The sequence below is a fragment of the Paraburkholderia sp. GAS334 genome, from assembly GCF_050436625.1.
Taxonomy (GTDB): Bacteria; Pseudomonadota; Gammaproteobacteria; order Burkholderiales; family Burkholderiaceae; genus Paraburkholderia.
The window spans coordinates 465,016-491,140 of the sequence record NZ_JBNDMO010000002.1 but is presented as its reverse complement, the minus strand read 5'-3'; the positions used below and the strand labels follow the sequence as shown (position 1 = coordinate 491,140).

The following is a 26,125-nucleotide window of genomic DNA, read 5'->3' as shown; positions in this document are numbered from 1 at the left end:
TTGCAAGTCATTGAACCGACGCGTTTTTTGGCCGCGTCTGGTAGAGGTCAAGCTACCGCAGTCTACAAAGACGAAAAATAAGGTGCCTGAAATATTCAGTTTATATGCGCATCGATATAGTCCGCCGTCACGTCAACGTCCTCACAGTTGCGGCGCCAGCGCCCGCTGGGCGTCCGCCTTCGACAGGCTGGCGCGCCGGGCGTAGTCCTCCAGCTGGTCTTCGCCAATCTTGCCGACCGAGAAATACGTGCTGTCCGGGTGCGCCAGATAGAAGCCCGACACGCTCGCCGCCGGCAGCATCGCGAGCGATTCGGTCACGCTCATGCCCACGTCGCCGGCTTGCAGGTAGTTGAACATGTCGCGCTTCACCAGGTGATCCGGGCAGGCCGGATAGCCTGGCGCCGGACGGATGCCCTTGTACTTTTCACCGATCAGGTCTTCGTTCGACAGGGTTTCACTCGCCGCGTAGCCCCACAGGTCGCGACGCACGCGGGCGTGCATCGCTTCGGCGAACGCTTCCGCGAAGCGGTCGGCCAGCGCCTTCAGCATGATCGCGCTGTAGTCGTCGAGATCCTTCTCGAACTGCTTTTCCTTCACGTCGACGCCAATACCGGCCGTGACCGCGAACATGCCGATGTAGTCGGCGACGCCCGAATCCTTCGGCGCGATGAAGTCGGCCAGCGACCGGTTCGGCCGCATCACGCCGTCGACGACCGGACGCACGCTCTGCTGGCGCAGATTGCGCCAGGTCAACGCGACTTCCGAGCGCGAATCATCGGTGTAGATCTCGATGTCGTCGTCGTTTACCGTGTTGGCCGGCAGCAACGCGATGACGCCGTTGGCCTGCAACCAGCGGCCCTGGATCAGGCGCGCGAGCATCGACTTGCCGTCCGAGAACACCTTGCGCGCCGATTCACCGACGATCTCGTCATTCAGGATCGCGGGATACGGACCGGCGAGATCCCATGTCTGGAAGAACGGGCCCCAGTCGATGTAGTTCGCCAGATCGTTCAGATCGAAGTTCTTGAAGACGCGCCGGCCAATGAACTTCGGCTTCACGGGCTGATAGCCGCTCCAGTCGATCTTCGTCTTGTTCGCGCGCGCTTCGGCGAGCGTGACCATCGGCAGCGCCTTCCTGTTGGCGTGCTGGTCGCGGATGCGGTCGTAGTCGGTCTTGAGCTCTTCGAGGTATCTGGCCGCGCCCTGATCCGACAGCAGGCTCGACGCCACCGATACCGAACGCGAAGCATCGGGCACATAAACGACCGGCCCTTCGTAATGCGGTGCGATCTTCACGGCCGTGTGTACGCGCGAAGTCGTCGCGCCGCCAATCAGGAGCGGAATCTTCTTCACGCGGAAGTAGTCGTCGCGCTGCATTTCAGACGCGACGTAGGCCATCTCTTCGAGGCTCGGCGTAATGAGGCCCGACAAACCGATGATGTCCGCGCCCTCGACCTTCGCTTTTGCGAGGATGTCGTTGCACGACACCATCACGCCCATGTTGACCACTTCGAAGTTATTGCACTGAAGCACCACCGACACGATGTTCTTGCCGATATCGTGCACGTCGCCCTTCACGGTCGCGATGACGATCTTGCCCTTCGCGCGCACGTCGGCGCCGGCTTCGGCGAGCAGCTTCTTTTCTTCTTCGATGAACGGGATCAGATGCGCAACGGCCTGCTTCATCACGCGCGCCGATTTCACGACCTGCGGCAGGAACATCTTGCCCTGACCGAACAGGTCGCCGACGATGTTCATACCGTCCATCAACGGGCCTTCGATCACGTTGATCGGACGGCCACCTTCGGCGGCGATCTTCGCGCGCGCTTCTTCGGTGTCGTCGACGATGAAGTTCGTGATGCCAAGCACGAGCGCGTGAGCCAGACGTTTCTCGACCGGCTGGTTACGCCATTCGAGGTTCTCTTCCTTCTTCGCGGCGCCGGTTTTGAACCGGTCGGCGATTTCGAGCAGACGGTCGGTGCCATCTTCGCGACGATTCAGCACGACGTCTTCGACGCGCTCACGCAGTTCCGGATCGAGGTCGGCGTACACGCCGAGCTGGCCGGCGTTGACGATGCCCATGTCCATGCCCGCCTGAATCGCGTAATACAGGAACACGGTGTGAATCGCCTCGCGCACCGGATCGTTGCCGCGGAACGAGAACGACACGTTCGACACGCCGCCGCTCACCTTCGCAAACGGCAGGTTTTCCTTGATCCAGCGCGTCGCGTTGATGAAGTCGACCGCGTAGTTGTTGTGCTCTTCGATGCCGGTCGCGATCGCGAAGATGTTCGGATCGAAGATGATGTCTTCCGGCGGGAAGCCGACTTCGTTCACGAGGAAGTCGTACGAGCGCTTGCAGATCTGTGTCTTGCGCTCGAACGTATCGGCCTGACCCTGCTCGTCGAACGCCATCACGACAGCCGCCGCGCCATAACGGCGAATCAGGTTCGCGTGATGGCGGAACGCTTCTTCGCCTTCCTTCAGCGAGATCGAGTTGACGATCGCCTTGCCCTGCACGCACTTCAGGCCGGCTTCGATCACTTCCCACTTCGACGAGTCGATCATGATCGGCACGCGCGCGATGTCCGGCTCGGATGCGATCAGATTCATGAAGCGGACCATCGCCGCTTTCGAATCGAGCATCGCTTCGTCCATGTTGACGTCGATGACCTGCGCGCCGTTCTCGACCTGGTGCCGCGCAACGGCGAGCGCTTCGTCGAACTGGCCGTTGAGAATCATGCGGGCAAACGCCTTCGAGCCCGTCACGTTGGCCCGTTCGCCGACGTTGATGAAGAGCGAGCCAGAAGTGACGTTGAACGGCTCGAGGCCGGAGAGGCGCATGGTGTGATCGGTCATGTCTTGTGCCTGATTCGGTTGCGTGCTGCGGTTGCCTGCATCAGATGCGTGCCGCTGATGCTGTATTGAAGAGGAACGGCGGGCGCGGCCGTTCAGGCCGCGTCGCGGTATTGCGTTGGCCACTTGCGCGGCTTGATGTCGGCCAGCGCCTTCGCGATCGCGGCGATGTGATCCGGCGTCGTGCCGCAGCAGCCACCCGCGATGTTCACGAGCCCGGCCTGGGCAAATTCCTTCAGCAGGCCCGACGTATCGGCGGGCAGTTCGTCGAAGCCGGTGTCGCTCATCGGATTCGGCAAACCGGCGTTCGGATAGCACGACACATACGTATCGCAGAGCCTCGACAGCTCCGCGATGTACGGACGCATCAGCGCCGCGCCGAGTGCGCAGTTCAGGCCAAACGTGAGCGGCTTCGCGTGACGCAGCGAATTCCAGAACGCCTCGACCGTCTGACCCGACAGAATCCGGCCCGAGGCATCGGTCACCGTGCCGGAAATCATGATCGGCAGGCGTTCGCCGGTGTTCTCGAACAGTTCGTCGAGTGCGAAGAGCGCCGCCTTTGCATTCAGCGTATCAAAGATCGTCTCGACGAGGAACAGGTCGACGCCACCGTCCAGCAGCGCTTTCGCCTGATCGTAATACGCGGTGCGCAACTCGTCGAACGTGACGTTGCGCGCACCTGGGTCGTTTACGTCTGGAGAAATACTGGCGGTCTTCGGCGTCGGTCCAATAGCGCCGGCGACGAAGCGCGGCTTGTCGGGTGTCGAATATTTATCGCAGGCTGCGCGCGCGAGCTTCGCCGATTCGAGATTCATCTCGACGGCAAGGCTCTCCATGCCGTAGTCGGCCTGCGCAACACCGGTCGCGCCGAATGTGTTGGTTTCCAGAATGTCCGCGCCCGCCGCGAGGTACTGCTCGTGAATCTCGCTGATGACCTGCGGCTGCGTGATCGACAGCAACTCGTTGTTGCCCTTGATGTCGCGACCGTAGTCCTTGAAGCGCTCACCGCGATAACCCGCTTCATCGAGTTTGTAGCGCTGGATCATCGTGCCCATCGCGCCGTCCAGGATCAGGATGCGGGACTTCAGGAGATCGGGCAGCGCGGTGCCGCGCGTATAGGCAACGGCGGTGCGTTCTGGAGCGACGGTTTGAGCAGGCTGGTTCATGACGGGCGAGGCTTGCGCCTGAATTTGCGGTAAACGAATCATTGTAGCCGGAGCGGCACGGCTTCGCCCGTGAGGGACTTGGGCCGCGTGGCTTGACGGGTGATTTCGCGCCGGGAAAAGAAAAACCCCGTCCGGCATGCCGGACGGGGTTTTAAGAGGATGTCGCCCGAGCGACGTTTCAGTGCAGGATCACCGGCTGATGCATCAGGCTGTCGAACTGGCCGAGGAATTCGTCCACTTCGTCGAGCGACGGTTCTTCTTCGATCAGTTTCTGTACGTGTTCACGAAAGCGTGCCGCCATTGCACCATCAATGTAGATTTCGCGCTGCATCGTCTTGTCAACAATCTCGTAGCCACCTGAACGCATGGCGAGATGGCCGTCTTCCGGCGGGAACTCGACAACACAATAGTTGGGGCTGTTGTAGATCATCTGCATGGCGACACTCCTTATATTTCCGTTGGCTCCAGGCCGTTCCTGCGCTGTAAATGGAGCATATGGTGTGGAATTCAAGGGGTGGACCCGGAGTAACGCGCGTGAAAGGTCCGGATCTACAGTTTAGACCCGGGTTGCCAGAAACGTTTCAAGTAACGCCGCAAATCGGTGCGATTGTTCGACCGGCGCAAGATGGGCGGCCTCCTGCAGCTCAAAACGGCAACCGGGAATAGCATTTGCGGGTGGCCTGCGTCGCAGCCGGTGGTGTGCCCGTAGCGTAGCGCCCAGCAACGGTCAGCGCCGGTTTGTCGATGCGTTTTACCGGCGGCGCGCACATCGAAATTGCGCAAGGCTTCGCACGCGAGCGCGTATCCCTCAGTGTGTGTGCGCAACAACACTTCGTTGATCTGTTCGACATGCCGACGCGATGCGTATGCGGCGCATCGAACACTTCGCCGGCGTCAGGGCTTTTCGATGGCGCCGCCGGGGTCGGCAGAAGGCTCGGGCGAATAGCTCGTGCCGTCGTTGCTGCTGGCGGGCGAAGTGTCGCTGTTTGAATCAGGCGCTGCGAGCTTGCCGCGCCAGACGAGTTCGATCTGCGTGCCGTTCGGTTCGGTCTGCACGAGTCGCGCCGGTAACCATCCGAGCGATGGCGCAAGCCATACGTCGATGCGCCGGCGATCGCCTTCGCGTCGTGGCAGGCGCATGAAGTGGCGTGCTTCGACGAAGCCGCCCGGTATGCGCACGCCTTCGTCACCGATTGTCTCGATGGGCCAGATTTCGCCGCTGTCGCTGTCGGCAACGTAGAACTCGCGCGTGACGCCGGGTGTGTACGCCGCGGGATCGCCGCGCACGAGGCTCGCCAGTTGCATGACCATGCTGAAACGATCCTGCGCGCCGTCGGGCAGCGCGAGCGTCGTGGGTGTGCGCGTGAACGCGATCTGTTTCGCTTCGCGGTTGAAGATCGTCATGTCTTCGGGACGACGGCCGCGCTTTTCGATGTACTGGTCGGGCGCGATGCCGAATGCGTCTACATGACCGTGACTCGAATAGCTGAACGTGCCGACGAACGGTAACGGCACGGAGACGACCATTTCGTATGTGCGTCCGTCGGTGGTCCAGTGGATCGTGCCCGGCTGGTTGCGCACGCCGTTGTAGAACGTGTCGTACTTAAGATCGCTCGAAGGCGGCACGGCGAACTTCACGCCGGGCGATGACTGTGCGGCGCCGGTATTCGACGTCGCACTGCCAGCCGCTGCGCTGGCACCGGAACCTGATTCAGCCGATGTCGTTTCAGATGAAGCGGATGCTGCCGATGCGCCATCTGCTGGCGTCGTATGCGTGGCTTCGGGACGCGCGATGGTCAGCACGCGCTCGCTCTGCTTCTGCGCATGGCTGGGGCGAGCGGGTGTTGCGGCACGCGTCGGCGCCACGCTTGCAGGCGCCTGTTCGACGCGCTCAGGCTTGAGGAGGGCGACCTGCACCGGCGCGTGCGCAGCGTCGACGGGTTGGGATGCATCGCGATGACGCTCGAGCCACTGCGCCGCGATCCAGTGCAGTACGACGACGACAATGAGGACGCAACCCCAGCGCATCGCGCGTACGCGCCGGCGTGCAGGCGGTGCAGGCGGTGCAGACGCTGCATTACGCGGCGAGCGATCGGGGCGGGAAGCGGCAGAGTGAGACAACATCGATACGCGTTGGTCCGGTGGTTCTTCGGTCGGCTGATCAGCGCGCTGCCGCGCTGTACCCGAGTTCGTATGAGAGCTTGCGCGCGCACTCGCGCATCGCCGTATCGACCGTACCGTTCCAGCGGATATCGAACGCGCCTTCGTGTCCCAGCGCGATCAGACCCAGCGCGAGATCGCCCGTCGAATCGAACACCGGCATGCAGAACGCGTGGATGGTCGGCAGCAACATACCTTCGACACGTGCCGCTTCATGTTCGCGCACAGTTGCAAGTGCGGCTTCAACGTCATCGAGCGTGCGCAGTGTGTGCGCATACGATGAACGTCGCGAGTCGGCAAGCTCACGTTCGATCATCGCGCCCGTCTTGCTGCGCGGCAGATACGCGGCGAACAGCAACCCGGTCGCTGAACCGAGCAGCGGCATCACATCGCCGAGCTTCAGCGACGCTTTCGCCGGGTGGCTCGATTCCATCCAGTGCACGACCGTCGGCCCCTGATTGCCCCACACCGCGATGCCGACGGTGAGATCGAGCTGGTCACGCAGTTCAGCAAGCGCGATGCGCGCGAGCTTCACGCCGTCGACGCGCGCCAGCCGCGCGAGGCCAAGCTGCAGCGCAAAGCCGCCGAGTTCATAGCGTCCGGAGAGCGGATCCTGCGCGACGACGCCGAGACGCAGAAAGCTCACCAGATAGCGATGCGCCTTCGCCGGGCTCATGCTCGCGCGTTGCGCGAGATCGCGCAGCATCATCGCGCGCGGCTCGCTGGTCAGCACTTCCAGCAGGCGAAACCCGACCTCGATCGACTGGATGCCCGAACGCAGCTTTTCTTCGCCGCCTTCGTGCGCTTCGGCCGCGTCGTCGTCGCCGGGATCGAGGTCGGCGGGTTCGGGCGCATCAGCGGTGATGTCGGGGCGGTTAGTGCCTGGACGGGCAAGTGAAGGCATGGACAATGCGCGTGGCGCGCGAATGGTGAAGCGTGAACAATAGCAACCGGCGTGAGCAACCACCTGCCGGATGCGCGAGACTGCAGCCCGATGCGTGATCGGGTGTGAGGCGTGCACGAAGCGTGCATAAATCGCGCATACGAAAACACCGACCGAAAAACACGCGTTTGGGCTGCGACGATTCACCATCGTAGAATAGATTCCCTCTATCGTCATCCACACTGCTTAAATCGCCTATGAAACTTGCCACGCTGAAGGACGGCACGCGCGACGGTCAACTGATCGTCGTGTCCCGCGACCTGCACACCGCGGCGATCGCGGACGCGATCGCGCCGACGCTCCAGCGCGTCCTCGACGACTGGACCTTCTACGCGCCGCAACTCATTGATCTGTACGACTCGCTCAACCAGGGCCGCGCCCGCAATACGTTTTCGTTCGATGCCAAGGCATGCATGGCGCCGCTGCCGCGCGCGTTCCAGTGGGCGGACGGGTCGTCGTATGTGAATCATGTCGAACTGGTGCGCCGCGCGCGCGGCGCTGAAATGCCGCCGGAATTCTGGACCGACCCGCTGATGTATCAGGGCGGCAGCGACGACTTCATCGGCCCGAAAGAGGACATCGTCTGCGCATCGGAAGAATCCGGCATCGACTTCGAAGCCGAAGTGGCGGTCATCACGGGCGACGTGCGCATGGGCGCAACGCCCGAGCAGGCGCTCAAAAGTGTGCGCCTCGTGACGCTTGTGAACGACGTCTCGCTGCGCAACCTGATTCCCGCCGAACTGGCGAAGGGTTTTGGCTTTTTCCAGAGCAAGCCGGCGACATCGTTCGCACCCGTCGCCGTCACGCCGGACGAACTCGGTGAGCACTGGCGCGAAGGCCGCGTGCATCGTCCGATGATCGTTCACTGGAACGGCAGGAAGGTCGGTCAGCCGGACGCCGGCACCGATATGGTGTTTCACTTCGGTCAGCTGATTGCGCACGCGGCGAAGACGCGCAACCTGGGCGCAGGCGCCATCGTCGGTTCAGGGACGGTCTCGAACAAGGACGCGAAGCGCGGCTACTGCTGCATCGCCGAAAAGCGTTGCCTCGAAACGATCGAGCACGGCGCGCCGCAGACGGAATTCATGAAGTACGGCGACACGGTCAGGATCGAGATGTTCGACGAAGCCGGCAAGTCGATTTTTGGCTCGATCGATCAGGCGGTCGCGCCCATAGACGGCGCGCATTGATCCGCGAGGAAATCCCCGGTTTGTACGTGATTCACGTTCGGGGCGACCTTTCAGGAGGGTTTCGCCCGATTACGCCGCATGCAGGCATCGCTACACTGACTCACGCGCAACCCGCACCCCCTGTGCAGGTTGCGTACGAGGCGCAAAAATCCCCGCCGAAAAAGGGGATGGCAGGACAAAAACACGTTGCCACGGTGAGGAGACTTGCATGCGAAGCCGGTCGTTCATTCCCCGATTCGGGCGTCCCCGGACGCGCTCGCCATTCTGGCCGCTGGCCGCCCTGAAACTCATCCCGCGCCGGCTCGCACTATGGCTGGCCATCGCGTTCAGCGCGGCGCTGCCAGGCGTTACGCAGGCTCAGGTGAAGATCGGACTGGTGCTGTCACTGACGGGGCCGGCGGCGTCGCTGGGCATTCCGGCGCGCGATACGGTCGCGCTGTTTCCGAAAGAACTGGCCGGCCAGAAGGTCGAGTACCTGGTGTTCGATGACGCGTCCGACACCACCCAGGCCGTCCAGAACACGAAGAAGCTGATCTCCGAGGAACACGTCGATGCGATCATCGGTTCGTCGACCACGCCGAATACGCTCGCGATGATCGATGTAATCGCAGAAGGGCAGACGCCAACGATCTCGCTGGCTTCATCGGCGAAGATCATCGAGCCGGTCGATGTAAAGCGTCACTGGATGTTCAAAACGCCCCAGACCGACGCGATGATGGCGTCGGCGATCGCGGAACACGCCAGCGAACACGGCGTGAAGACGATTGCGTACATCGGCCAGGCCGACGCGCTCGGCGAAAGCTTTTACGCCGAAGTCGCGAAGTTCGCGCAACTGCGCAAGATCAACATCGTCGCTAACGAGCGCTTCAATCGCACCGATCCGGGTGTGACCGGGCAGATTCTCAAGATCATGGCGGCGAATCCCGATGCGGTTGTTGTCGGCGCGGCGGGCACGCCGGCCGCGCTGCCACCGAAGACGCTGAGGTCGCGCGGTTACAAAGGCGTGATCTATCACAACCACGGCGTGGGCAGTAACGACTTCCTGCGCGTGTGCGGCGCGGATTGCAACGGCACGTTCCTGCCAGCGAGCCCGGTGCTCGTCGCTGCGCAACTGCCGGTCGATCATCCTGCCAGGCGGCTCGCGCTCGATTACATCGCGCGCTTCGAGGCGCAGCACGGCGCGGGTAGCGTGTCGGCATTCGGCTCGTACGCGTGGGACGCGGGCCTGCTGCTGGGCGACGCCGTGCCGGTCGCGCTGAAGACGGCCGCGCCGGGTACCCCCGAGTTCCGTCAGGCGCTGCGCGATGCGCTTGAGTCCACCCGCGGTTTCGCGGACTCGAATGGTATTGTCAACATGAGCACGACCGACCACCTCGGGCTCGATCAGCGCGCGCGTGTCATGGTGGAGATTCTCGACGGCAAATGGGTGTATCAGGCGCGCTGACGTTCGCGAGCCGGTCCGCATCGCATCGCGTCGCGGATTTTCGAAACGAACCGTTCTACTGGATTGATCGCCATGTCTCACGAATCGCCTGGCCAAAGCACTCCCAATCCTGACGTCTACGCTGGCTATCATGCGTTGCGACTGCGGCGTCACCCGCACGGCATCCTCGAAATCGTGATGAGCGGCGAAGGTGCGAACAAAAGCGGCCTTGCGACCGCCGACGCGCACATGCATCGCGAACTCGCGGATATCTGGCGCGATGTCGACCACGATCCGCATACGCGCGTCGCAGTGATCCGCGGCGAAGGAAAAGGCTTCTCGGCCGGTGGCGATCTGGGTCTCGTCGAACAGATGGCCACCGATTTCGACGTGCGCACGCGTGTATGGCGCGAAGCACGCGATCTCGTCTACAACGTGATCAACTGCAGCAAGCCGGTCGTCTCGGCGATGCACGGGCCGGCGGTCGGCGCGGGGCTCGTCGCCGGCCTGCTCGCCGATATTTCGATCGCGGCGAAGAGCGCGCGCATCATCGACGGTCATACGCGCCTCGGCGTCGCCGCAGGCGACCACGCGGCGATCGTGTGGCCGCTCCTGTGCGGCATGGCGAAGGCGAAGTACTACCTGATGCTGTGCGAGCCGGTGAGCGGCGAAGAGGCGGAGCGCATCGGGCTCGTTTCGCTGGCGGTCGACGAAAACGACCTGCTGCCGAAGGCCTTCGAAGTCGCGCAGAAACTCGCGAGCGGCTCCCAGACGGCGATCCGCTGGACCAAGTACGCGTTGAACAACTGGCTGCGCTCGGCGGGGCCGACCTTCGATGCGTCGCTTGCGCTCGAATTCATGGGCTTTGCCGGTCCCGACGTGCGCGAAGGCGTAAGCTCATTTCGCGAGCGTCGCGCGCCCGATTTCAAGGGCGGCAGTTCGTTCTGAGCGCGGTGACGAGGCGCGGCCGGTTGCGCGTCATCTGCGGCAGGAACGCGCACGCCACATGAGTTGCCTGATGCCATCAGGCGCGCGGTATGATCGGATGAATCGGACGCAGCGCTTTGGACGCAACGTCCCGCCATTTCCAGGTGCGAGGAGAAAACCATGACCGATACAACCGGCGCCACGCCGCCCTTTCCTGGCTTCCCAGGTTTTCCGCCGGCTGAAATGCTCGACCGGATGTGGGACATGATGCGGATGACGCCGTTCGGCTCCGCGTTTCCTGGCCCGCAAGCCGGCGCGACGCAGGGGCTGGGGCCGTCGCTGTCGATGATGTCCGACATGATGGCGCCGCTCACCAACGTCGAGGAACTCGACAAACGCATTACCGACATGCGCGCCGTCGAGCAATGGCTGAAGCTGAACCTGAACATGCTGCAGTCGGCGATCCAGGCGCTCGAAGTGCAGCGCGCGACGCTCGCCACCTTGCGTGCGTTCGGCGCGTTCGCGCAGTCGTCGATGAAGCCGGCGGCTTCTGCGTCGACGTCGTCGCCTTCGTCTTCGACTTCCATGCCGTCGTGGATGTCGCATCCGGCGACGTCGGAGCCGGAAAAGCCGGTAGCTGCCGAATCGAAGTCGAGCGAGTCCGACGAAGCCGGCGACGCGGAGCAGTCGCCGCCATTCGACCCGTCGGCGTGGTGGAGCCTGCTGCAATCGCAGTTCAACCAGCTGGCGCAATTCGCGATGGCGCAGCCCGCTGCCGCACCTGGCGCGACCGCGACCGCGGAGGACATGGCCGAAGCTGCCGAAGCTTCGGGTGCGCCGAACGCGCCGGACACGGTGGGTACCGCTGAAGCAACCCGCGACGCCGCGTCGAAGGAATCTGCGGCGGTGAAGCGTCCGGCTGCGAAGCGGCCGTCGTCGACGAAAAGCGCTGCAAGCAGCCGCGGCGCGAAGAAACCACCGCCTTCAGGGGCCTGATCGGGCGCTGACGACCGGAACGGCGCTCGTGCGAAGCGGGGCGCCGCCCTATCCTGCCAGCCGGACACCCGGAACTGTCACATCGCCGTGCTATCATCCCGTAAGCTTTTGGGCCCGTTTGCGCGCACTGAAAACAATGACTCGAGCAGCTCGAACCGCCGCTGGCTGGGCCAGCAGGAGGTTCGACGGTGCAGCCGGCGCGGGCCGGTTCGACCCAGGCACGGTTTTTCTTCACCCACGGTCGGCCGATTCAAGAACTCCGGTTTTCGCAAGTGCACATTTTGCCGCAGGCTTCTTTGCCAGGCGGTGCATCTGGACGCCCGATTACCGCGTAAAATTGAATGATTTTCAGGCCGCGAAGGCGGGCTCTGGCTCGCTCGCAGCAAACAGATACAAACAGACGTCGCAATGCGCAGAACAGGGGTGGGACTATGAACACCATGCTTTACCCGGAACTTTACAAATCGCTCGAATCCGTTCGATGGGACATGGAAAAAGACATTCCCTGGGCCAACTTCGACGCATCGCTGCTCACCGATGAGCAGGCCGAAACGATCAAGATGAACGCGATCACCGAGTGGTCCGCGTTGCCCGCCACGGAAATGTTCCTGCGCGACAACCATCACGACAGCGATTTTTCGGCATTCATGAGTGTCTGGTTCTTCGAGGAACAGAAGCACTCGCTCGTGCTGATGGAATACCTGCGTCGCTTCAAGCCGGAAATGTGCCCGACCGAAGAAGAACTGCACGCCGTGCGCTTCGAATTCGATCCGGCGCCGCCGCTCGAAACGCTGATGCTGCACTTCTGCGGCGAAATCCGCCTGAACCACTGGTATCGCCGCGCGGCTGAATGGCATACCGAGCCGGTGATCAAGCACATCTACGAAACCATTTCGCGCGACGAAGCGCGTCATGGCGGCGCGTATCTGCGCTACATGAAAAAGGCGATGGCGCAAACGGGCGATATTGCACGCGCGGCATTCGCCAAGATCGGCGTGCTGATGGCGTCGGCGCGTCGCACGGAAAAGCCGCTGCATCCGACGAATCTGCACGTGAACCAGGCGCTTTTCCCGCGCGACACGATTCAATCGCGTCTGCCTGATCCGGAATGGCTCGAACGCTGGCTCGACGAACAGATCCGCTTCGATGACGGCTGGGAAAAGAAGGTCGTCGAGCGCATTCTGCACAACCTGTCGATCCTGTTCGAGCGCACGTTCACCACGGCGCAGGAACTGAACCGCTATCGCAAGGAAGTGGTCACGCGTCTGCAGGCAGAGCAGGGCGCCGCGCCGCAGCAGCAACCGGCCTGACGCGCGCCGCGCCGGCTCGACGCGTTCTTTTCGTTACGAACGCAGCAGGTGCGGCATGGAATCGAAACGGCCCGGCAGGCGCAAGCTTCCCGGGCCGTTGCTTTAACCGCGGCTTGAGTTGCGGCTTCGCTTTCAGCGTGCGCGGTATTCACTCTTTTCACCGAACCCGCTGCACAAGCGAAACGCAAACCGCGATCGCAATCGTGCCCGGTTCATCTTTCTACTTTTCTCGCCATGTCCGCCATTTTCGAACGCAAGATCATGACCCGCGAGGCACTCGCGCAGCTTCGTCCTTCGCTGGTGGGCCCGGTGGTGTTCACGAACGGCGTGTTCGATATCCTGCACCGCGGACACGTCACGTATCTTGCGGACGCAAAGGCGCTCGGCGCCTCCCTGATTGTCGGGGTGAACAGCGACGCGTCGGTACGCATGCTCGGCAAGGGCGACGATCGTCCGATCAACAATGAGTCCGACCGCATGGCGTTGCTTGCCGCGCTGGAGAGCGTCGACTGGGTGGTGCGCTTCGAAGAACAGACGCCGGTCGCGCTGATCGAAGCGCTGCGTCCGGATATCCTGGTGAAGGGCGGCGACTACGACATGGACGTGCTGCCCGAGTCCGCGCGGGTGCGCAGCTGGGGTGGCCGCGCACTCGCGATCCCGTTCGAGCACGATCGCTCGACGACGGCGCTGCTCAAGAAGGTGCGCACGCAGGGGTGATGCCGACGCAGCGCCTGAAGCGGCCAGCCATTACTGCGTCAACGAAGACGCAGCAATGGGCGCAGCGGGCGCCGGTTCGCCAACAACGGCCTGATCGGCGGCTTCGGCGGCTGTCATTGGCCGCACCTGCAGCGAATCGGCGTGAATCTGGCGACTCACGTGGTTCGGCTCGCGTAGCCCGGCGGCCGGCAGCGGACCGAAGACGCCGCGTACCGCGACAAACGCGAGCATGTTGGCGAGAAACAGGATGGCGATCAGCCAGCGCAGCATCGTCGGGTTCTCCGTCAAATAGATAGTTTGGCCAGTGTCATTGGGTTAGGGCCAGGCGAGCAGTTCGATACTGCGTCGCCCGGCGCACACGCAGGTCTGCGCCACGGCGGCACCGCGCCGCGCGGACCGCACATCAGCCCTGTTCAACGCCGCTACCTTCGGCGGCAATCAATGCAAGGCCGGACAGCACCAGCGAATCGTGGCGAGTATGCGGCACCTTCAGCGCCGCTGTCACCTCATCTGCTGCACCGCCGCTGGTGACAAGGCGCACCGGCACCTGCCACGCGTCGCCCAGATCGTTCCACATGCGCTCGATCAATCCCGCCTGCGCGAGTGCACATCCGGCCGACAGCGAGCGCGGCGTATCGGTCGCAAACGACGGCCCGCGGCGCGTGCCGTCAGCCAGCAGACCGCGGGCCGAGGCGGTGTCGAGCGTCGGCAGTTGTGCGGTGTGTTCGCCAAGCGAGCGCATCATCAACGACCAGCCAGGCGCGATCAGGCCACCGACAAACGTGCCGTCGGCCCGTAATGCTTCGAGCGTGGTCGCGGTGCCGAACGTGGCGATGAGCAACGGCTCGCCGGGAAACGCCGCATGCGCGCCGATCAGCCCGGCCCACCGGTCGCTGCCCAGCGATGACGGCGTCGTGTAGCCGTTCGTGACGCCGCATTGCTGCGCGACCGCACGGATCGTCGTACGTGGCACTGTGGGCCAGCAAGCATCGAGCAGCCGTCCGATACGCCGCGCGACCGTTTCGCCCGCGACGTTCGAAATCCACACGCTGACTGGCACGGGCAACGTCGACCAGTCAGGATCGTCAGCGCAAGAAGTCTCTGCGGGAACGGCCACCTCCGTGGACGCCGAACCGTGCGTAAACGCGCCGGTCCGCGCTGGCATGCCGTCGCGTTGCACCAGCGCCCACTTGATCCGGCTGTTGCCCGCGTCGATCAGCAAAAAGGGCTTGCCGCTCATGCGACCCCGTCGGCGAGGCGCAGCGATACGTCGCCGGTCGAGATGGCTTCGCGGCCGGACGCGGTGTCGAGCAGCAACTGGCCGCTATCATCGACGCCAGCCGCTACCCCGCGCGCCACCTCGACGCCCTGTTCGACGAGCACGACTTCGCGCCCTGCATAACCATGGCAGGCGTTCCAGCGCTGGCGGAACGGCGCAAAGCCCTCGGCCGCGAAGCGCTGCAACGCGGGCTCGAGCGCGTTCAGCTCAGCGGCGAGCGTATCGGTGAGATTCGCGTTGGGCAGCGCGCGCGAGAGCGCCGTCGGCGTCGCGCCGCGTGCCTGCGCGGACGCACCCTTGTTTAGCGCGTCAACCTTCGCCGCCAGTTCCTCGGCGCCCTTCACGTTCGTGCCGATACCGATCACGACAGCGCTTGCATCCGCCGTGCTCCAGGCCGTCTCGATCAGGATGCCGGCGAGCTTGTCGCCTTCAAAAAGCACGTCGTTCGGCCACTTCAGCGAGATCTGGCCCGGCGCCGCGAGCGGCAGCGACCGCAATCCGTCGACCAGTGCCACACCGACCGCAAGGCTTAACCCGGCCAGCCCTTCCAGCGGGCGCGGCAGCACGCAGGCCACCGAGAACAGCAGCGCGTTGCCGGGCTCGGCGTACCAGGGGCGTCCGCGCCGACCGCGACCGGCGGTCTGCAGATAGGCCACGCGGACCATCGGTCGCGTCAGCGCACCGCGTTCGCGCGGCAGCGACTTCAGATGCGCCATCAGGTCGGCGTTGGTCGAGCCGGTTTCTTCGACGATGTCGATCGGCCAGTCGTGCGCCGAGGGTCCGAACAGCGTGACGGCGCGCGCCCGGTCGATACGCCAGTCGCCGGCTGGCGTGGCGTCGGGGGAGGTGGTCGGAGGATTCATGAAGCGTATTGTAGTTGTCCGCCGCCACAAGCGGACAGGAGTGAGCGCTTCCAGACCGCCCAAACGCAGCGCCTTCGTTACAATGGCCGCTGAATCCATCAAGCGAATCCGCGATCCTTGAACTACGATACTCCGCCCGGCCTTGAAGTCGCGGCCGGCAGCCAGGGAAAGATCGTCCGGCTATCCGGCCAGTGGACGGCGCTCGCGCTCGCGCGTGACCGCCATCGCAGCGGCGCCGTGCTGAAGCTGCGCGCGCTCGCGACTGAGAAGATCGGCCAGTGGGACCTGTCGCATGTCGACCGGATGGATCACGTTGGCGGCCAGGCGCTGTGGCGCGTGTGGGGCCACCGGATGCCGGCCGATCTGGTCGAGCTGAGCGACACGCAGCGCGAGATCTTCCACCGTATCGCGCTGCTCGACGCGGCCCGCGAAAATCCCGAGGCGGTTCAGCGCTTCGATCCGTTCACGCGGCTTGGGCTTGGGATTTTCTCGTTCTTCGAGCATCTGTACGGCGGCATCGCGATGTTCGGGCGCGTCGTGCTCGATCTGCTTGCGATCGTGCGCAATCCGAAGCTGATCCCGTGGACCGAGATTTCAGCCAACGTCTTCAACGCCGGCACGAAGGCGCTGGCGATTACCGCGCTCGTCGCGTTCCTGATCGGCATCGTGCTGAGTTACCTGTCGGCGCAGCAGTTGCGGCTCTTCGGCGCGAACCAGTTCATCGTCAATATTCTCGGGCTTTCGGTGATCCGCGAACTCGGGCCGGTGCTGTCGGCGATTCTGGTCGCGGGGCGCTCCGGGTCGGCGATTACCGCGCAGATCGGCGTGATGCGCGTGACCGAAGAACTCGACGCGATGCGCGTGATGGGCATTCCGCACGGCCTGCGGCTGATCCTGCCGCGCGTGCTGGCGCTCGGCATCGCGATGCCGCTGCTCGTGATGTGGACCGACATCATCGCGCTGACAGGCGGCGCGCTCGCGGCGAAGATCGTGCTCGGCATCGACATGAGCTACTTTGCGCGGGCGCTGCCAGGCGTCGTCCCGGTCGCGAACCTGTGGATCGGACTAGGCAAGGGCGTGGCGTTCGGCATGCTGATCGCGATCGTCGGCTGTCACTTCGGGTTTCGCATCAAGGCGAATTCGCAGAGTCTCGGTGAAGGCACGACCACGTCAGTGGTAACGTCGATCACGATCGTGATTCTCGCGGACGCCGTGTTCGCGATTCTCTTCCAGAACGTGGGGCTCGGATGACCGCACCGCTCGCCACTGCCGTCCGTGACCAGCCGTTGCCGGAGATTGCCGAACCGGTCATCGAGGTCCGCAATCTGAGCAAACGCTACGGACGCAACATCGTCCACCAGCATCTCGACTTCGAGGTGCGGCGCGGCGAGATCGTGTCGATTGTCGGCGGCTCGGGTTCGGGCAAGACGACGCTCGTGCGGCAAATTCTCGGCCTCGAACGGCCGTCGTCGGGCACGATCAAGGTGTTCGGCGAAGACACGTCGAAGATCGACCCGGAGGAAGCGCGGCTCATGCGCAGCCGCTACGGCATGCTGTTCCAGCAGGGCGCGCTGTTTTCGTCGCTATCGGTGTTCGACAACATCGCACAGCCGCTGCGTGAACTCGGCGAAATCCCCGAAGACCTGCTGCGCGACATCGTGATGCTGAAGCTCGAAATGGTCGGGTTGCCGTGCAAGCATGCGTCGAAAATGCCGGCGGCACTGTCGGGCGGCATGATCAAGCGCGTCGGCATCGCGCGGGCCATCGCGCTCGAGCCGGAACTGCTGTTCCTGGATGAACCGACCGCCGGTCTCGATCCGCAGGCGTCGGAAGAGTTCGTCGAGCTGATCAGCACGCTGCACCGCGCGCTCGGGCTCACGGTGGTGATGGTGACGCACGACCTCGACACGATGGTCGCGCTCTCCACACGAGTCGCCGTGCTGGCTGACCGCAAGGTGCTGGTCGCCGCGCCCGTCGAGGAAGCCGCGGGCGTCGATCATCCGTTTATTCGCGAGTTTTTCCTCGGCCTGCGCGGCCGCCGCGCGTTGCAGGCGCTGCCGCCGGAACGTCGCGCGAAGCTGCCGCCGGCGGCGCTCGAACCGGCGTCGGCCGAAGTCCAGTTGTGAATCCGGGAACCTGACCATGGAAAACAAATCACACGCCTTCTGGGCCGGGCTCTTCACCGTCGTGATGGTCGTCGCGATCGGGATCGCGGCGTTCCTGTTCAACGTCGACCGGTCGGTGCGCCAGCCGTATGACCTGATCGCGCGCACGAACGTGACGGGGCTCTTTACCGATGCGGCCGTGCGCTATCGCGGGCTCGATGTCGGCAAGGTGCAGTCGATCAAGTTCGATCGCACTCATCCGGGGCAGATCGTGATCCGCATCATGGTCGACAGGAACGCGCCGATCACGCATTCCACTTACGGCAGCCTCGGCTTCCAGGGCGTGACCGGCATCGCGTTCATCCAGCTCGACGACACGGGCAAGGACCCGTCGCCGTTAGCGTCGACGCCGAAGCAGATTGCGCAGATTCCGATGCATCCGGGTCTGCTCGACCAGTTGCAGCAGCGCGGCGACATCCTGCTGCGCAAGCTGGAAAAAGTAGCCGGTGACGTCGACGAACTGCTGTCGCCGGAGATGCGCGCGCAGTTGCTGGCGACCACCGCGAGTTTGCAGCACGCAGCGGACGGCGTTTCGACGCTCACGCAGCAGATGGCGCCCGCAGTCAGTAAACTGCCGTCGACGTTGAGCCAGCTGGATCGGACGCTGGTCTCGACGAACCAGCTGATCACCAGCCTGAACCGGCCGGATGGCCCATTCGAAGCCAACCTGAACAAGGTCGGTACGGCGGCGCAGCAGGCCGGCGTCGCGCTGACGTCGATCAATGAGACAGTGCAGGAAATGTCGGCCCGCGTCGGCTACGACACGCTGCCGCACGTGAATACCCTCGCCGACGACGTGCGCAGTGCCGCGCGCTCGGTCGACCGTGCCGCCGACACGTTCAGCAACAACCCGCGCAGCGTGCTGTTCGGCGCTGCGCCGGCCGCGCCGGGTCCCGGCGAGCCAGGCTTCGCCTGGCCCGTGGCCCGTGCCACGAAATGAGTAAAAAGGAACATCGCAATGCCACGCCCGCTTAACCGCCTTCATCGCTTCTTCTCGCCCGGTGCCGCGCTGGCCGTCCTGCTCGCTCTCGGCGTGCTGTCGGGATGCGCCGGCAATCCGGCGGCGATCTCCGATATCCGCTACGACTTCGGGCCGCCTGTGCCGAGCGCCTCGGTGGGTCCGATGCCGGCAATCAAGGTGCTGGAAGTCGACGCGCCCGAAACGCTCGGCTCCGACAAACTGACCTACCGGTTGAGCTACAGCGACGCGCAGCAACTCGCCGCGTACGCGAACAGCCACTGGACGATGCCGCCCGCGCAACTCCTGACGCAACGTCTGCGCACGGCGCTCAGTTCGCGCGGCGCGGTGCTGACCGGCGCCGACGGCGTGCGCGCGCCGGTGCTGAAGGTCGAGTTGCAGGAGTTCGAACAGGTGTTCGACGGCCAGACCGAAAGCCATGGCGCCGTCACGGCGCGTGCGACGCTGTTCCAGGATGGCAAGGTGGTCGGCCAGCGCAGCTTCGTCTCGCGTGCGCCGTCGACTTCGCCCGATGCGGCGGGCGGCGCGCGCGCGCTCGCCGCCGCCAGCGACGAGATCGTGTCGCAGATCAGTGCATGGGTCGGCGTACAGCCGCTCTTCGCCGCGCAATGACGGATTCGCGGCGCACGCTCCGGAGCGCTGCATGACTGTGAAATCCTGGCAGCGCCGCCCGTCGGCGTTCGCAAGACAGGCGCTGGCGGTGTACGCGGCACTGATCGTCTACGGCTCGCTGTATCCGTTCACCGGCTGGCGCTCGCTCGGCCTCGGGCCGTTCGATTATCTGTTCGAGCCGCTTCCGCAGTACCTCACCGCTTTCGATGTCGTCACCAATGTGCTCGGCTATATGCCGTTCGGCGCGCTGGTTGTGCTGGCGGCGTATCCGCGCTGCCGCGGCGCGCTGGCTGTTGGCGTCGCGTTCGTGCTGGGCGCGCTGCTGTCGGGCTCGATGGAAGCCATCCAGACGTACCTGCCGACGCGCGTCGCGTCGAATCTCGATCTCGCCGCCAATGCGCTGGGCGCGCTCCTCGGCGCGGCGTTGATGTCGCCGGCGACGGGGCCGCTGCTCGATCGTGGCGCGCTGCGGCGGGTGCGTTTCCTGTGGTTCCATCGCGACGCGGCGGCATTGCTGGGGCTCGCGCTTCTCTGGCCGTTCGCGACCATGTACCCGGCGCCGCGCCTCTTCGGCATTGGCGACTGGCCGCGTGAACTGTGGCTGCGTTTCGATTCGACGATGCAGGATGCGCTGCTCGCGTGGACGCCGGAACAATGGCACGTGCCGTCGTGGCCCGCGTACGTTGCCGCATGGCTGCCCGACGATGCGTGGGAAGCCGTGATCACGGCGTTCAGCCTGTTCGCCGCGTGCGCGCTGGCGTCGCTGCCGGTGCGTGAGCGGGCACCGCGGATCCGGCTGCTGCTGACCTTTGTCGCGATGACGCTTTTCGTGAAAGTCGGCGCGACGTTTCTTCAATCGCAGACGGGCCTCGCCTTCAACTGGGCGACGCCCGGCGCGCTCGTGGGTCTGCTCTGCGGCATGGTTGCGGCGCTGCTCGCACTGGCGCTGCCGTCGGCGTGGCGCGCGGCGCTTGCGGCGCTCGCGCTCGTCCTGATGCTCGTGTTCGGTAATGTGCTGCCGGTGAATCCGTATTTCGATGTCGTGCTCGCCGACTGGCGTCAGGGCCGCTACCTGCATTTCAACGGGCTCGCGCACTGGCTCGCGTGGATGTGGCCGTACGCGGCGCTCGTCTGGCTTGCGTTCTCGGCCGAGCGGGCATGGGTCTCGCGGGGCCGCGTCAGCGGCTGACGGTCCCGCTCGCTATAATCGACCGGACCTGCAGACTTCATATAGCGGATCCCGTACGTGCGATCCGCGTCACGCGACCCACCACTTTTCAGCCCTTTCTCGCCGGACACCATGGACTCCTTCTACAAGTACCACGTGTTTTTCTGTCTTAACCAGCGCGAGCCCGGCGCGGATCGGCCCAGCTGCGCGAACTGCAACGCGCAGGCGATGCAGGAATACGCCAAGAAACGCGTGAAGCAGCTGGGTCTCGCCGGGCCGGGCCAGGTCCGCATCAACAAGGCGGGCTGCCTCGAACGCTGCGAGGAGGGCCCGACGATCGTCGTCTATCCCGAAGGGACCTGGTACACCTACATCGACGAAACCGATATCGACGAAATCGTCGATTCGCATCTCGTGAATGGCAAGGTCGTCGAACGCCTGAAAATCTGATCCGCCCATGAACGTTCATACGAAAAAATTCCTGATCGACGGCCCGGTCGGCAAGATTGAAGTCGCCGTCGATATGCCCGACGAAGCGCGCGACGGCGGCGCTTCTCCGCGCGGCATTGCGCTCGTTGCGCATCCGCATCCGCTCTTCGGCGGCACGATGGACAACAAGGTCGCGCAGACGCTCGCGCGCACGCTCGTGCAGCTGAACTACGTGACGTATCGCTCGAATTTCCGCGGTGTCGGCGAAACGCAGGGCGAGCACGACAAGGGCGTCGGTGAGCGCGACGATCTGCGCGCCGTGATCGATTTCATGCGCGCACAGGAGGGGCAGGCCGATCTGCCGCTCGTGCTGGCGGGCTTTTCGTTCGGCACGTTCGTGCTGTCGCATGTCGCCGCGCGGCTGAAGGAAGAAGGCCGCGCCATCGAGCGCATCGTGTTTGTCGGCACGGCGGCGAGCAACTGGGATGTGGCGCCGGTGCCGGAAAACACGCTCCTGATTCACGGCGAAATTGACGAAACGGTGCCCATCCAGTCGGTCTACGACTGGGCAGCGCCGCAGGAACTACCCATTGTGGTGATTCCGGGCGCCGAGCATTTCCTGCACCGCAAGTTGCATATCCTGAAACGGATCATCGTCGACGCCTGGCGTTAACGTCACCCGCGGGCCGCCCGGCAACCACGCCGCGCGCGATTCCGGGGTACAGGTATGCACAAAATGTGAATGAATCGGCGGTCCCGTCGGCGGATTGTCGGATTGCGGCGCGTATAATGAGCGCTCTTTTTTGGGCGCAGCGCCGTCCATCTGTCCGGCTGGATGCCCGCTCGCATCGCTGGATGGCAGATAGCGCTGCGCGAACCGATCGCGTGGCCGGGAGTCCAACGGGCGCCGCACCGCCGAACTGCATATGCAGGCGGCGAGCGCCCGCCGACCGGCTCTTCCCATCTGCGTGCCCCCGCGCGCGAAGCATATTTCTGCCCGAACCGATCCTATGCGCTTTTCCTCCTCCGGCTTTTCGTCCCTGACGTCTCTCGCGTCCCTCGCTCCTTCTTCGATCCGTCGCACTGTTGCGCTCGGCGTGTTGCTGCCCGCAGCGCTCGTCGCGAGCACTGCGTTCGCGCAGGTCGCGCCCCCGGGCGTGAATGCGCGCTCGTGGGTGCTCGTCGACGCCACCAGCAATCAGGTGCTCGCATCGGGCAATCCTGACGAGCGCGTCGAACCGGCGTCGCTCACGAAGCTGATGACCGCGTATCTCGTCTTCGACGCGCTGCAAAAGAAGAAGATCACGATGGATCAGACGATCATGCCGAGCGAAGCCGTGCGCCGCGTGCGCACCGACGAATCGCGCATGTTCATCGAGGCAAACAAGCCCGTCACGGTGCACGATCTCGTGTACGGCATGATCGTGCAGTCCGGTAACGACGCGGCGATTGCGCTGGCCGAACTGGTCGGCGGCAGCGAGTCGCAGTTCGTGCCGCTGATGAACGCCGAAGCGCAGCGCCTCGGCATGAAGAACACGCACTACGCCGACGTGAACGGCATGCCCGATCCGCAGCACTACACTACGGCTGGCGACCTCGCGATTCTCTCGACGCGCCTGATCCGCGATTTCCCGGACTACTACAACATTTTCTCGGTCCGCGACTTCACGTACAACAAGATCAAGCAGCCGAACCGCAACCGTCTGCTGTGGCTCGATTCGACCGTCGACGGCCTGAAGACCGGTCACACGCAGGCCGCCGGCTACTGCCTGATCGCGACGGCGAAGCGTCCGCTGGCGGGAACGCCCGACGCGACGCGCCGTCTTGTCACGGTGATGATGGGCGAACCGAAGGAACATGACCGCGTGCAGGACAGCCTGAAGATGCTGAGCTACGGCTACACCGCGTATGACACGGTGCGTCTGTACAAGGCGGGTCAGGTGATCGAGACGCCGCACATCTACAAGGGTGCGGCTGATTCCGTGAAGATCGGCGTGAAGAACGACCAGTTCATCACAGTGCCGAAGGGCGTGGGCGACAAGGCGAAGCCGCAGGTCGAGCGCACGGATCCGTTGATCGCCCCGATCGCGGACGGCCAGCAGGTCGGCACGGCGAAGATCGTCGCCGATGGCAAGACACTGGCGGAGTTCCCGGTCGTTGCGCTGCAGACGGTGCCGCAGGCAGGCATCGTCGGTCGCGTGTGGGATTCGATGATGCTGATGTTCAACAAGAAGAAGTAAGGTTGCGAAGGTCGATGCGGCGCGTGGCGGTGGTGTTTGCCGCAGCACGCGCGCCGCATCGAAAGCAGATATGACGGCGCGCGCGAGGGCTGAAGGACGTGGCGCTGGAAGGAGTGAATGATGGAACCGGCGAAAGAATCACTGATTGAGTTTCCCTGCGATTTTCCGATCAAGGTGATGGGTAAATCGCATCCGGACTTCCACGACACGATCGTGACGGTGATCCGGCAGTTCGACAATGAATTCGACGCCACGCGTGTTGAAATCCGTCCGTCGAGCGGCGGTAACTACACAGGCCTGACGGTGACGGTGCGCGCCGTCAGCCGCGAGCATCTCGACGATATCTATCGCGCGCTCACCGGGCATCCGATGGTGAAAGTCGTGCTTTGATGGTTTTTCGTCCGCGGAGCCTCGCGCGTGGGCTTCGCGGTTGTGTTCAAGACTGGACGTGCAATGCGTCCGGTGTTTTTCTCGCGCAAGATCCTTCGGCGCAGGCGCGATCGAAAAGCTGTCTGAAACGCGCCACCTCCGCGAATACCCAGTCCCTGAAGGCTTTGACTCGCGGCGCCTGAAGCATTTGCGGCGGGCAGATGAAGTAGTACTGCCACGGGCTCGGGCCGTCAATGTCGAACAGGCGCACGAGGCGCCCCGCTGCGATCTCGTGCATCGCGAGTGAACGCCGCGTGAGCGCGACGCCCTGGCCGTCGATGGCCGCCTGCAGCAGATTCGACGAATCCTGATACAGCACGCCGCGTTTTGGCTCCGGCCGGTCGGTGAGCCCGGCGGCGTCGAACCACGGACGCCACAGCTCGTCATCGGAGCGCAGCAGCGGCACGTTCGCCAGATCGGCCGGCGTTTTCGGGAGGTCGCCACCGTTGAAGTTCGGCGAGCAGGCCGGGAAGAAAATCTCATCGAGCAGCAATTCCGAGTGCAATCCCGGATAGCTGCCGAAGCCGAAACGGATCGCGGCGTCGATGTCGTCGCGCGCGAAGTCGGCAAGTACGTTGGTGGACAGCAGTTCGAGGTCCCACTGCGGATTGGCCTCGATAAAGCTGCCGATGCGCGGCGTCACCCAGCGCGCCGCAAACGACGACAACATCGACACGACCAGCCGCCGCTCACGATCGCCGGCGCGGATCTGGCGCGTGGCGTCGGCGAGCGCCATGAGCGCGGCGCGCACCTGCGTCGCATAGCGGCCGCCGACTTCGGTGAGCCGCACGCGCTTGCCGTCGCGGGCGAAAAGCGCGACGCCTAGTTCGGCCTCGAGCGCGCGGATCTGGTGGCTGACGGCGCCATGCGTGACGAAGAGTTCGTCGGCGGCCCGCGAAAAGCTCTCGTGCCGGGCGGCGGCTTCGAACGATTTGATGGCGTTCAGGGCGGGGAGTTGTCGAAGGTCCATCGCAATTTTTCTCACATAGACGTGAAAATTGATCGTTTTGCTCAATCCCTTGCTACGCCTAGGATTGTAGTCATCAGAATGACTTTGGCGGAGTGGAACATGCGAGAAATTTCCTCTAGCATAACCTTTGAAATTCGGGCCGGTGAAACGGTTCCGATGATGGTGATGCGCAGCACGCGTTTGAAGGTGAGCGGCGGCTCAGTGTGGGTCACGCGCAGCGACGACGTCGAGGATTACTGGCTGGAGCCCGGCCACACGCTGCGGCTACGTCGTGGCGAGCGGCTGTGGCTGAGCGTCGAAGGCAGCCAATCCGCGCGCCTTGCGTTTGCAGTGCCGACGCGCGCCAACGAACGGGCGATGAACTGGTTCGCGCGTGTGACCGACAGGCTGGGCTGCTGGGTGCGGCAAGGCTGGCGCACCGTTTGAGCGCGTGTCTATTCGCGCCTGGGGCCGGTAGTGAAACCGGGCGCTGTCCGGCGGGACGCGCAGGATTTCGGTAAACTGACGAAATCATGTGCGCCACGCCGGTTTTCCCGTCTACGTTGTTCCCCGGTTCAACTCCGTCCGATCTGGCTGCTCCGGCTGACAGTGGCGTCAGCGCCGCGCCCGCCGCGCGGCCTGTAACGTTGCGCTGGCGCGGCGTCGAGTCGTACGAAACCAGCTTCGACGCAATGCGCGCCTTCACTGACGCGCGCACCGCCGACACGGTCGACGAAGTCTGGCTGGTCGAACATCCCCCGGTCTTCACGCTAGGTCAAGCCGGCGATCCCGCCCATCTGCTGGCCGCCGACAGCGGTATTCCGCTCGTCAAGGTCGATCGCGGGGGGCAGATCACGTATCACGGGCCCGGGCAGGTGGTCGCGTATCTGCTGTTCGATTTGCGTCGACGCAAGTTGATGGTGCGCGAACTGGTCACTCGGATCGAGCAGGCCGTGATCGAAACGCTCGCGGCGTATAATCTCGCCGGAGAACGCAAGGCGGGCGCGCCTGGTATTTACGTGGCGCCTGGTCCGGATGCAGGTCTGCATGCCGGCGCCAAGATTGCCGCGCTCGGCCTGAAAATCCGCAACGGCTGCAGCTATCACGGCGTCAGTCTGAACGTGAATATGGATCTGCAGCCGTTTCTGGCGATCAATCCATGCGGCTACGCAGGACTCGAAACAGTCGACATGGCGACGCTTGGCATCGCCGCCGGCTGGGACGACGTGGCCCGGACGCTCGCAGCACGCCTCACCGCAAACATCGACGGCACACCCGCGGCCGTCGCCCAACCGCAGGCCGGTGTGCTTACCGCCTGACTGGA

26 protein-coding genes and 1 pseudogene are annotated in these 26,125 nt (G+C 64.1%); 17 read left to right on the top strand and 10 right to left on the bottom strand.

From position 1 onward, the window contains the following. Positions 1–141 precede the first annotated feature (141 nt). From metH to P3T21_RS05625, 6 genes and pseudogenes are all read right to left on the bottom strand, one after another. Positions 142–2,925 (bottom strand): methionine synthase, encoded by a 2,784-nt coding sequence (gene metH, locus P3T21_RS05650; RefSeq protein ID WP_429255168.1) that lies wholly within the window; start codon positions 2,923–2,925, stop codon positions 142–144. A 26-nt stretch (positions 2,926–2,951) separates the two neighbouring features. Then, the gene (locus tag P3T21_RS05645; RefSeq protein WP_429254937.1) at positions 2,952–4,022 is read right to left on the bottom strand and encodes a homocysteine S-methyltransferase family protein; all 1,071 of its coding nucleotides are present in this window, start codon (positions 4,020–4,022) and stop codon (positions 2,952–2,954) included. Between the two features lie 178 nt (positions 4,023–4,200). Beyond that, positions 4,201–4,458: a BTH_I0359 family protein gene (locus P3T21_RS05640; RefSeq protein WP_228875410.1), complete on the bottom strand. Its 258-nt coding sequence runs from the start codon at positions 4,456–4,458 to the stop codon at positions 4,201–4,203. Positions 4,459–4,578: 120 nt separating this feature from the next. Further along, positions 4,579–4,871 (bottom strand): annotated as a pseudogene (locus P3T21_RS05635) (3-oxoadipate enol-lactonase); the annotation flags it as partial. 45 nt (positions 4,872–4,916) lie between these two features. Then, entirely contained in the window at positions 4,917–6,146 is a 1,230-nt protein-coding gene (locus P3T21_RS05630; RefSeq protein ID WP_429254936.1) for a DUF3108 domain-containing protein, read from the bottom strand. A gap of 37 nt (positions 6,147–6,183) precedes the next feature. After that, positions 6,184–7,086 (bottom strand): IclR family transcriptional regulator, encoded by a 903-nt coding sequence (locus tag P3T21_RS05625; RefSeq protein WP_429254935.1) that lies wholly within the window; start codon positions 7,084–7,086, stop codon positions 6,184–6,186. Between the two features lie 236 nt (positions 7,087–7,322). On the opposite strand from P3T21_RS05625, the gene P3T21_RS05620 reads away from it, so the two are divergent. The 6 genes from P3T21_RS05620 to rfaE2 all read left to right on the top strand — a co-directional run bounded on the left by P3T21_RS05620 (position 7,323) and on the right by rfaE2 (position 13,688). Beyond that, positions 7,323–8,315 (top strand): fumarylacetoacetate hydrolase family protein, encoded by a 993-nt coding sequence (locus P3T21_RS05620; RefSeq protein WP_429254934.1) that lies wholly within the window; start codon positions 7,323–7,325, stop codon positions 8,313–8,315. A 208-nt stretch (positions 8,316–8,523) separates the two neighbouring features. Then, the gene (locus tag P3T21_RS05615) at positions 8,524–9,759 is read left to right on the top strand and encodes an ABC transporter substrate-binding protein (RefSeq protein ID WP_429254933.1); all 1,236 of its coding nucleotides are present in this window, start codon (positions 8,524–8,526) and stop codon (positions 9,757–9,759) included. Positions 9,760–9,831: 72 nt separating this feature from the next. Next, positions 9,832–10,686 (top strand): enoyl-CoA hydratase/isomerase family protein, encoded by an 855-nt coding sequence (locus P3T21_RS05610; RefSeq protein ID WP_429254932.1) that lies wholly within the window; start codon positions 9,832–9,834, stop codon positions 10,684–10,686. A 159-nt stretch (positions 10,687–10,845) separates the two neighbouring features. Then, complete coding sequence (locus P3T21_RS05605) at positions 10,846–11,661, top strand: PhaM family polyhydroxyalkanoate granule multifunctional regulatory protein (protein ID WP_429254931.1); 816 nt, start codon at positions 10,846–10,848, stop codon at positions 11,659–11,661. Positions 11,662–12,092: 431 nt separating this feature from the next. After that, positions 12,093–12,971, top strand: a complete 879-nt coding sequence (locus P3T21_RS05600) for a ferritin-like domain-containing protein (protein WP_429254930.1) — start codon at positions 12,093–12,095, stop codon at positions 12,969–12,971. A 234-nt stretch (positions 12,972–13,205) separates the two neighbouring features. Beyond that, positions 13,206–13,688 (top strand): D-glycero-beta-D-manno-heptose 1-phosphate adenylyltransferase, encoded by a 483-nt coding sequence (gene rfaE2 / locus P3T21_RS05595; protein WP_429254929.1) that lies wholly within the window; start codon positions 13,206–13,208, stop codon positions 13,686–13,688. 30 nt (positions 13,689–13,718) lie between these two features. On the opposite strand, the gene P3T21_RS05590 is transcribed toward rfaE2, so the two are convergent. From P3T21_RS05590 to P3T21_RS05580, 3 genes are all read right to left on the bottom strand, one after another. Next, positions 13,719–13,958 (bottom strand): hypothetical protein, encoded by a 240-nt coding sequence (locus P3T21_RS05590; protein ID WP_429254928.1) that lies wholly within the window; start codon positions 13,956–13,958, stop codon positions 13,719–13,721. Positions 13,959–14,091: 133 nt separating this feature from the next. Then, positions 14,092–14,928 (bottom strand): type III pantothenate kinase, encoded by an 837-nt coding sequence (locus P3T21_RS05585; RefSeq protein WP_429254927.1) that lies wholly within the window; start codon positions 14,926–14,928, stop codon positions 14,092–14,094. Then, positions 14,925–15,830: a biotin--[acetyl-CoA-carboxylase] ligase gene (locus tag P3T21_RS05580; RefSeq protein WP_429254926.1), complete on the bottom strand. Its 906-nt coding sequence runs from the start codon at positions 15,828–15,830 to the stop codon at positions 14,925–14,927. Before P3T21_RS05580 ends, P3T21_RS05585 begins: the two co-directional genes overlap by 4 nt. A 117-nt stretch (positions 15,831–15,947) precedes the next feature. Between P3T21_RS05580 and P3T21_RS05575 the strand changes: the two genes are divergently transcribed. The 9 genes from P3T21_RS05575 to P3T21_RS05535 all read left to right on the top strand — a co-directional run bounded on the left by P3T21_RS05575 (position 15,948) and on the right by P3T21_RS05535 (position 23,813). Further along, positions 15,948–17,081 carry an MlaE family ABC transporter permease gene (locus P3T21_RS05575; protein WP_429254925.1) on the top strand — a complete coding sequence of 378 codons (1,134 nt, stop codon included), beginning with the start codon at positions 15,948–15,950 and terminating at the stop codon, positions 17,079–17,081. Beyond that, entirely contained in the window at positions 17,078–17,956 is an 879-nt protein-coding gene (locus P3T21_RS05570; RefSeq protein WP_429254924.1) for an ABC transporter ATP-binding protein, read from the top strand. The genes P3T21_RS05575 and P3T21_RS05570 overlap by 4 nt, the downstream gene beginning before the upstream one ends. Before the next feature lie 16 nt (positions 17,957–17,972). Further along, the gene (locus P3T21_RS05565) at positions 17,973–18,935 is read left to right on the top strand and encodes an MlaD family protein (protein WP_429254923.1); all 963 of its coding nucleotides are present in this window, start codon (positions 17,973–17,975) and stop codon (positions 18,933–18,935) included. Positions 18,936–18,953: 18 nt separating this feature from the next. Continuing rightward, positions 18,954–19,586, top strand: coding sequence for an ABC-type transport auxiliary lipoprotein family protein (locus tag P3T21_RS05560; protein WP_429254922.1), 633 nt, complete (start codon positions 18,954–18,956; stop codon positions 19,584–19,586). Positions 19,587–19,617: 31 nt separating this feature from the next. Continuing rightward, positions 19,618–20,775 carry a VanZ family protein gene (locus tag P3T21_RS05555; protein ID WP_429254921.1) on the top strand — a complete coding sequence of 386 codons (1,158 nt, stop codon included), beginning with the start codon at positions 19,618–19,620 and terminating at the stop codon, positions 20,773–20,775. A gap of 111 nt (positions 20,776–20,886) precedes the next feature. Next, positions 20,887–21,204: a (2Fe-2S) ferredoxin domain-containing protein gene (locus P3T21_RS05550; RefSeq protein WP_429254920.1), complete on the top strand. Its 318-nt coding sequence runs from the start codon at positions 20,887–20,889 to the stop codon at positions 21,202–21,204. Positions 21,205–21,211: 7 nt separating this feature from the next. Further along, complete coding sequence (locus P3T21_RS05545) at positions 21,212–21,856, top strand: alpha/beta hydrolase (RefSeq protein ID WP_429254919.1); 645 nt, start codon at positions 21,212–21,214, stop codon at positions 21,854–21,856. Positions 21,857–22,193: 337 nt separating this feature from the next. Then, positions 22,194–23,423: a D-alanyl-D-alanine carboxypeptidase family protein gene (locus P3T21_RS05540; RefSeq protein WP_429254918.1), complete on the top strand. Its 1,230-nt coding sequence runs from the start codon at positions 22,194–22,196 to the stop codon at positions 23,421–23,423. A gap of 120 nt (positions 23,424–23,543) precedes the next feature. After that, positions 23,544–23,813, top strand: a complete 270-nt coding sequence (locus P3T21_RS05535; protein ID WP_429254917.1) for a DUF493 family protein — start codon at positions 23,544–23,546, stop codon at positions 23,811–23,813. Between the two features lie 46 nt (positions 23,814–23,859). Here the strand turns inward: P3T21_RS05535 and P3T21_RS05530 are convergent, their stop codons facing one another. Then, positions 23,860–24,822, bottom strand: a complete 963-nt coding sequence (locus P3T21_RS05530; protein WP_429254916.1) for a transcriptional regulator GcvA — start codon at positions 24,820–24,822, stop codon at positions 23,860–23,862. Between the two features lie 99 nt (positions 24,823–24,921). Between P3T21_RS05530 and P3T21_RS05525 the strand changes: the two genes are divergently transcribed. Both P3T21_RS05525 and lipB read left to right on the top strand, forming a co-directional pair. Next, on the top strand, positions 24,922–25,248 hold the full coding sequence (locus P3T21_RS05525) for a DUF2917 domain-containing protein (RefSeq protein WP_429255167.1): 327 nt from the start codon (positions 24,922–24,924) through the stop codon (positions 25,246–25,248). 86 nt (positions 25,249–25,334) lie between these two features. Beyond that, positions 25,335–26,120, top strand: coding sequence for a lipoyl(octanoyl) transferase LipB (gene lipB / locus P3T21_RS05520; protein WP_429254915.1), 786 nt, complete (start codon positions 25,335–25,337; stop codon positions 26,118–26,120). Positions 26,121–26,125: the final 5 nt, after the last annotated feature.

Excerpts from the sequence above, each read along its gene's own strand:
- P3T21_RS05645 (WP_429254937.1), bottom strand. The coding sequence starts at position 4,022 with ATGAACCAGCCTGCTCAAACCGTCGCTCCAGAACGCACCGCCGTTGCC.
- P3T21_RS05640 (WP_228875410.1), bottom strand. The coding sequence starts at position 4,458 with ATGCAGATGATCTACAACAGCCCCAACTATTGTGTTGTCGAGTTCCCG.
- P3T21_RS05630 (WP_429254936.1), bottom strand. The coding sequence starts at position 6,146 with ATGTTGTCTCACTCTGCCGCTTCCCGCCCCGATCGCTCGCCGCGTAAT.
- P3T21_RS05625 (WP_429254935.1), bottom strand. The coding sequence starts at position 7,086 with ATGCCTTCACTTGCCCGTCCAGGCACTAACCGCCCCGACATCACCGCT.
- P3T21_RS05620 (WP_429254934.1), top strand. The coding sequence starts at position 7,323 with ATGAAACTTGCCACGCTGAAGGACGGCACGCGCGACGGTCAACTGATC.
- P3T21_RS05615 (WP_429254933.1), top strand. The coding sequence starts at position 8,524 with ATGCGAAGCCGGTCGTTCATTCCCCGATTCGGGCGTCCCCGGACGCGC.
- P3T21_RS05610 (WP_429254932.1), top strand. The coding sequence starts at position 9,832 with ATGTCTCACGAATCGCCTGGCCAAAGCACTCCCAATCCTGACGTCTAC.
- P3T21_RS05605 (WP_429254931.1), top strand. The coding sequence starts at position 10,846 with ATGACCGATACAACCGGCGCCACGCCGCCCTTTCCTGGCTTCCCAGGT.
- P3T21_RS05600 (WP_429254930.1), top strand. The coding sequence starts at position 12,093 with ATGAACACCATGCTTTACCCGGAACTTTACAAATCGCTCGAATCCGTT.
- rfaE2 (WP_429254929.1), top strand. The coding sequence starts at position 13,206 with ATGTCCGCCATTTTCGAACGCAAGATCATGACCCGCGAGGCACTCGCG.
- P3T21_RS05590 (WP_429254928.1), bottom strand. The coding sequence starts at position 13,958 with ATGCTGCGCTGGCTGATCGCCATCCTGTTTCTCGCCAACATGCTCGCG.
- P3T21_RS05585 (WP_429254927.1), bottom strand. The coding sequence starts at position 14,928 with ATGAGCGGCAAGCCCTTTTTGCTGATCGACGCGGGCAACAGCCGGATC.
- P3T21_RS05580 (WP_429254926.1), bottom strand. The coding sequence starts at position 15,830 with ATGAATCCTCCGACCACCTCCCCCGACGCCACGCCAGCCGGCGACTGG.
- P3T21_RS05570 (WP_429254924.1), top strand. The coding sequence starts at position 17,078 with ATGACCGCACCGCTCGCCACTGCCGTCCGTGACCAGCCGTTGCCGGAG.
- P3T21_RS05565 (WP_429254923.1), top strand. The coding sequence starts at position 17,973 with ATGGAAAACAAATCACACGCCTTCTGGGCCGGGCTCTTCACCGTCGTG.
- P3T21_RS05560 (WP_429254922.1), top strand. The coding sequence starts at position 18,954 with ATGCCACGCCCGCTTAACCGCCTTCATCGCTTCTTCTCGCCCGGTGCC.
- P3T21_RS05555 (WP_429254921.1), top strand. The coding sequence starts at position 19,618 with ATGACTGTGAAATCCTGGCAGCGCCGCCCGTCGGCGTTCGCAAGACAG.
- P3T21_RS05550 (WP_429254920.1), top strand. The coding sequence starts at position 20,887 with ATGGACTCCTTCTACAAGTACCACGTGTTTTTCTGTCTTAACCAGCGC.
- P3T21_RS05545 (WP_429254919.1), top strand. The coding sequence starts at position 21,212 with ATGAACGTTCATACGAAAAAATTCCTGATCGACGGCCCGGTCGGCAAG.
- P3T21_RS05540 (WP_429254918.1), top strand. The coding sequence starts at position 22,194 with ATGCGCTTTTCCTCCTCCGGCTTTTCGTCCCTGACGTCTCTCGCGTCC.
- P3T21_RS05535 (WP_429254917.1), top strand. The coding sequence starts at position 23,544 with ATGGAACCGGCGAAAGAATCACTGATTGAGTTTCCCTGCGATTTTCCG.
- P3T21_RS05530 (WP_429254916.1), bottom strand. The coding sequence starts at position 24,822 with ATGGACCTTCGACAACTCCCCGCCCTGAACGCCATCAAATCGTTCGAA.
- P3T21_RS05525 (WP_429255167.1), top strand. The coding sequence starts at position 24,922 with ATGCGAGAAATTTCCTCTAGCATAACCTTTGAAATTCGGGCCGGTGAA.
- lipB (WP_429254915.1), top strand. The coding sequence starts at position 25,335 with ATGTGCGCCACGCCGGTTTTCCCGTCTACGTTGTTCCCCGGTTCAACT.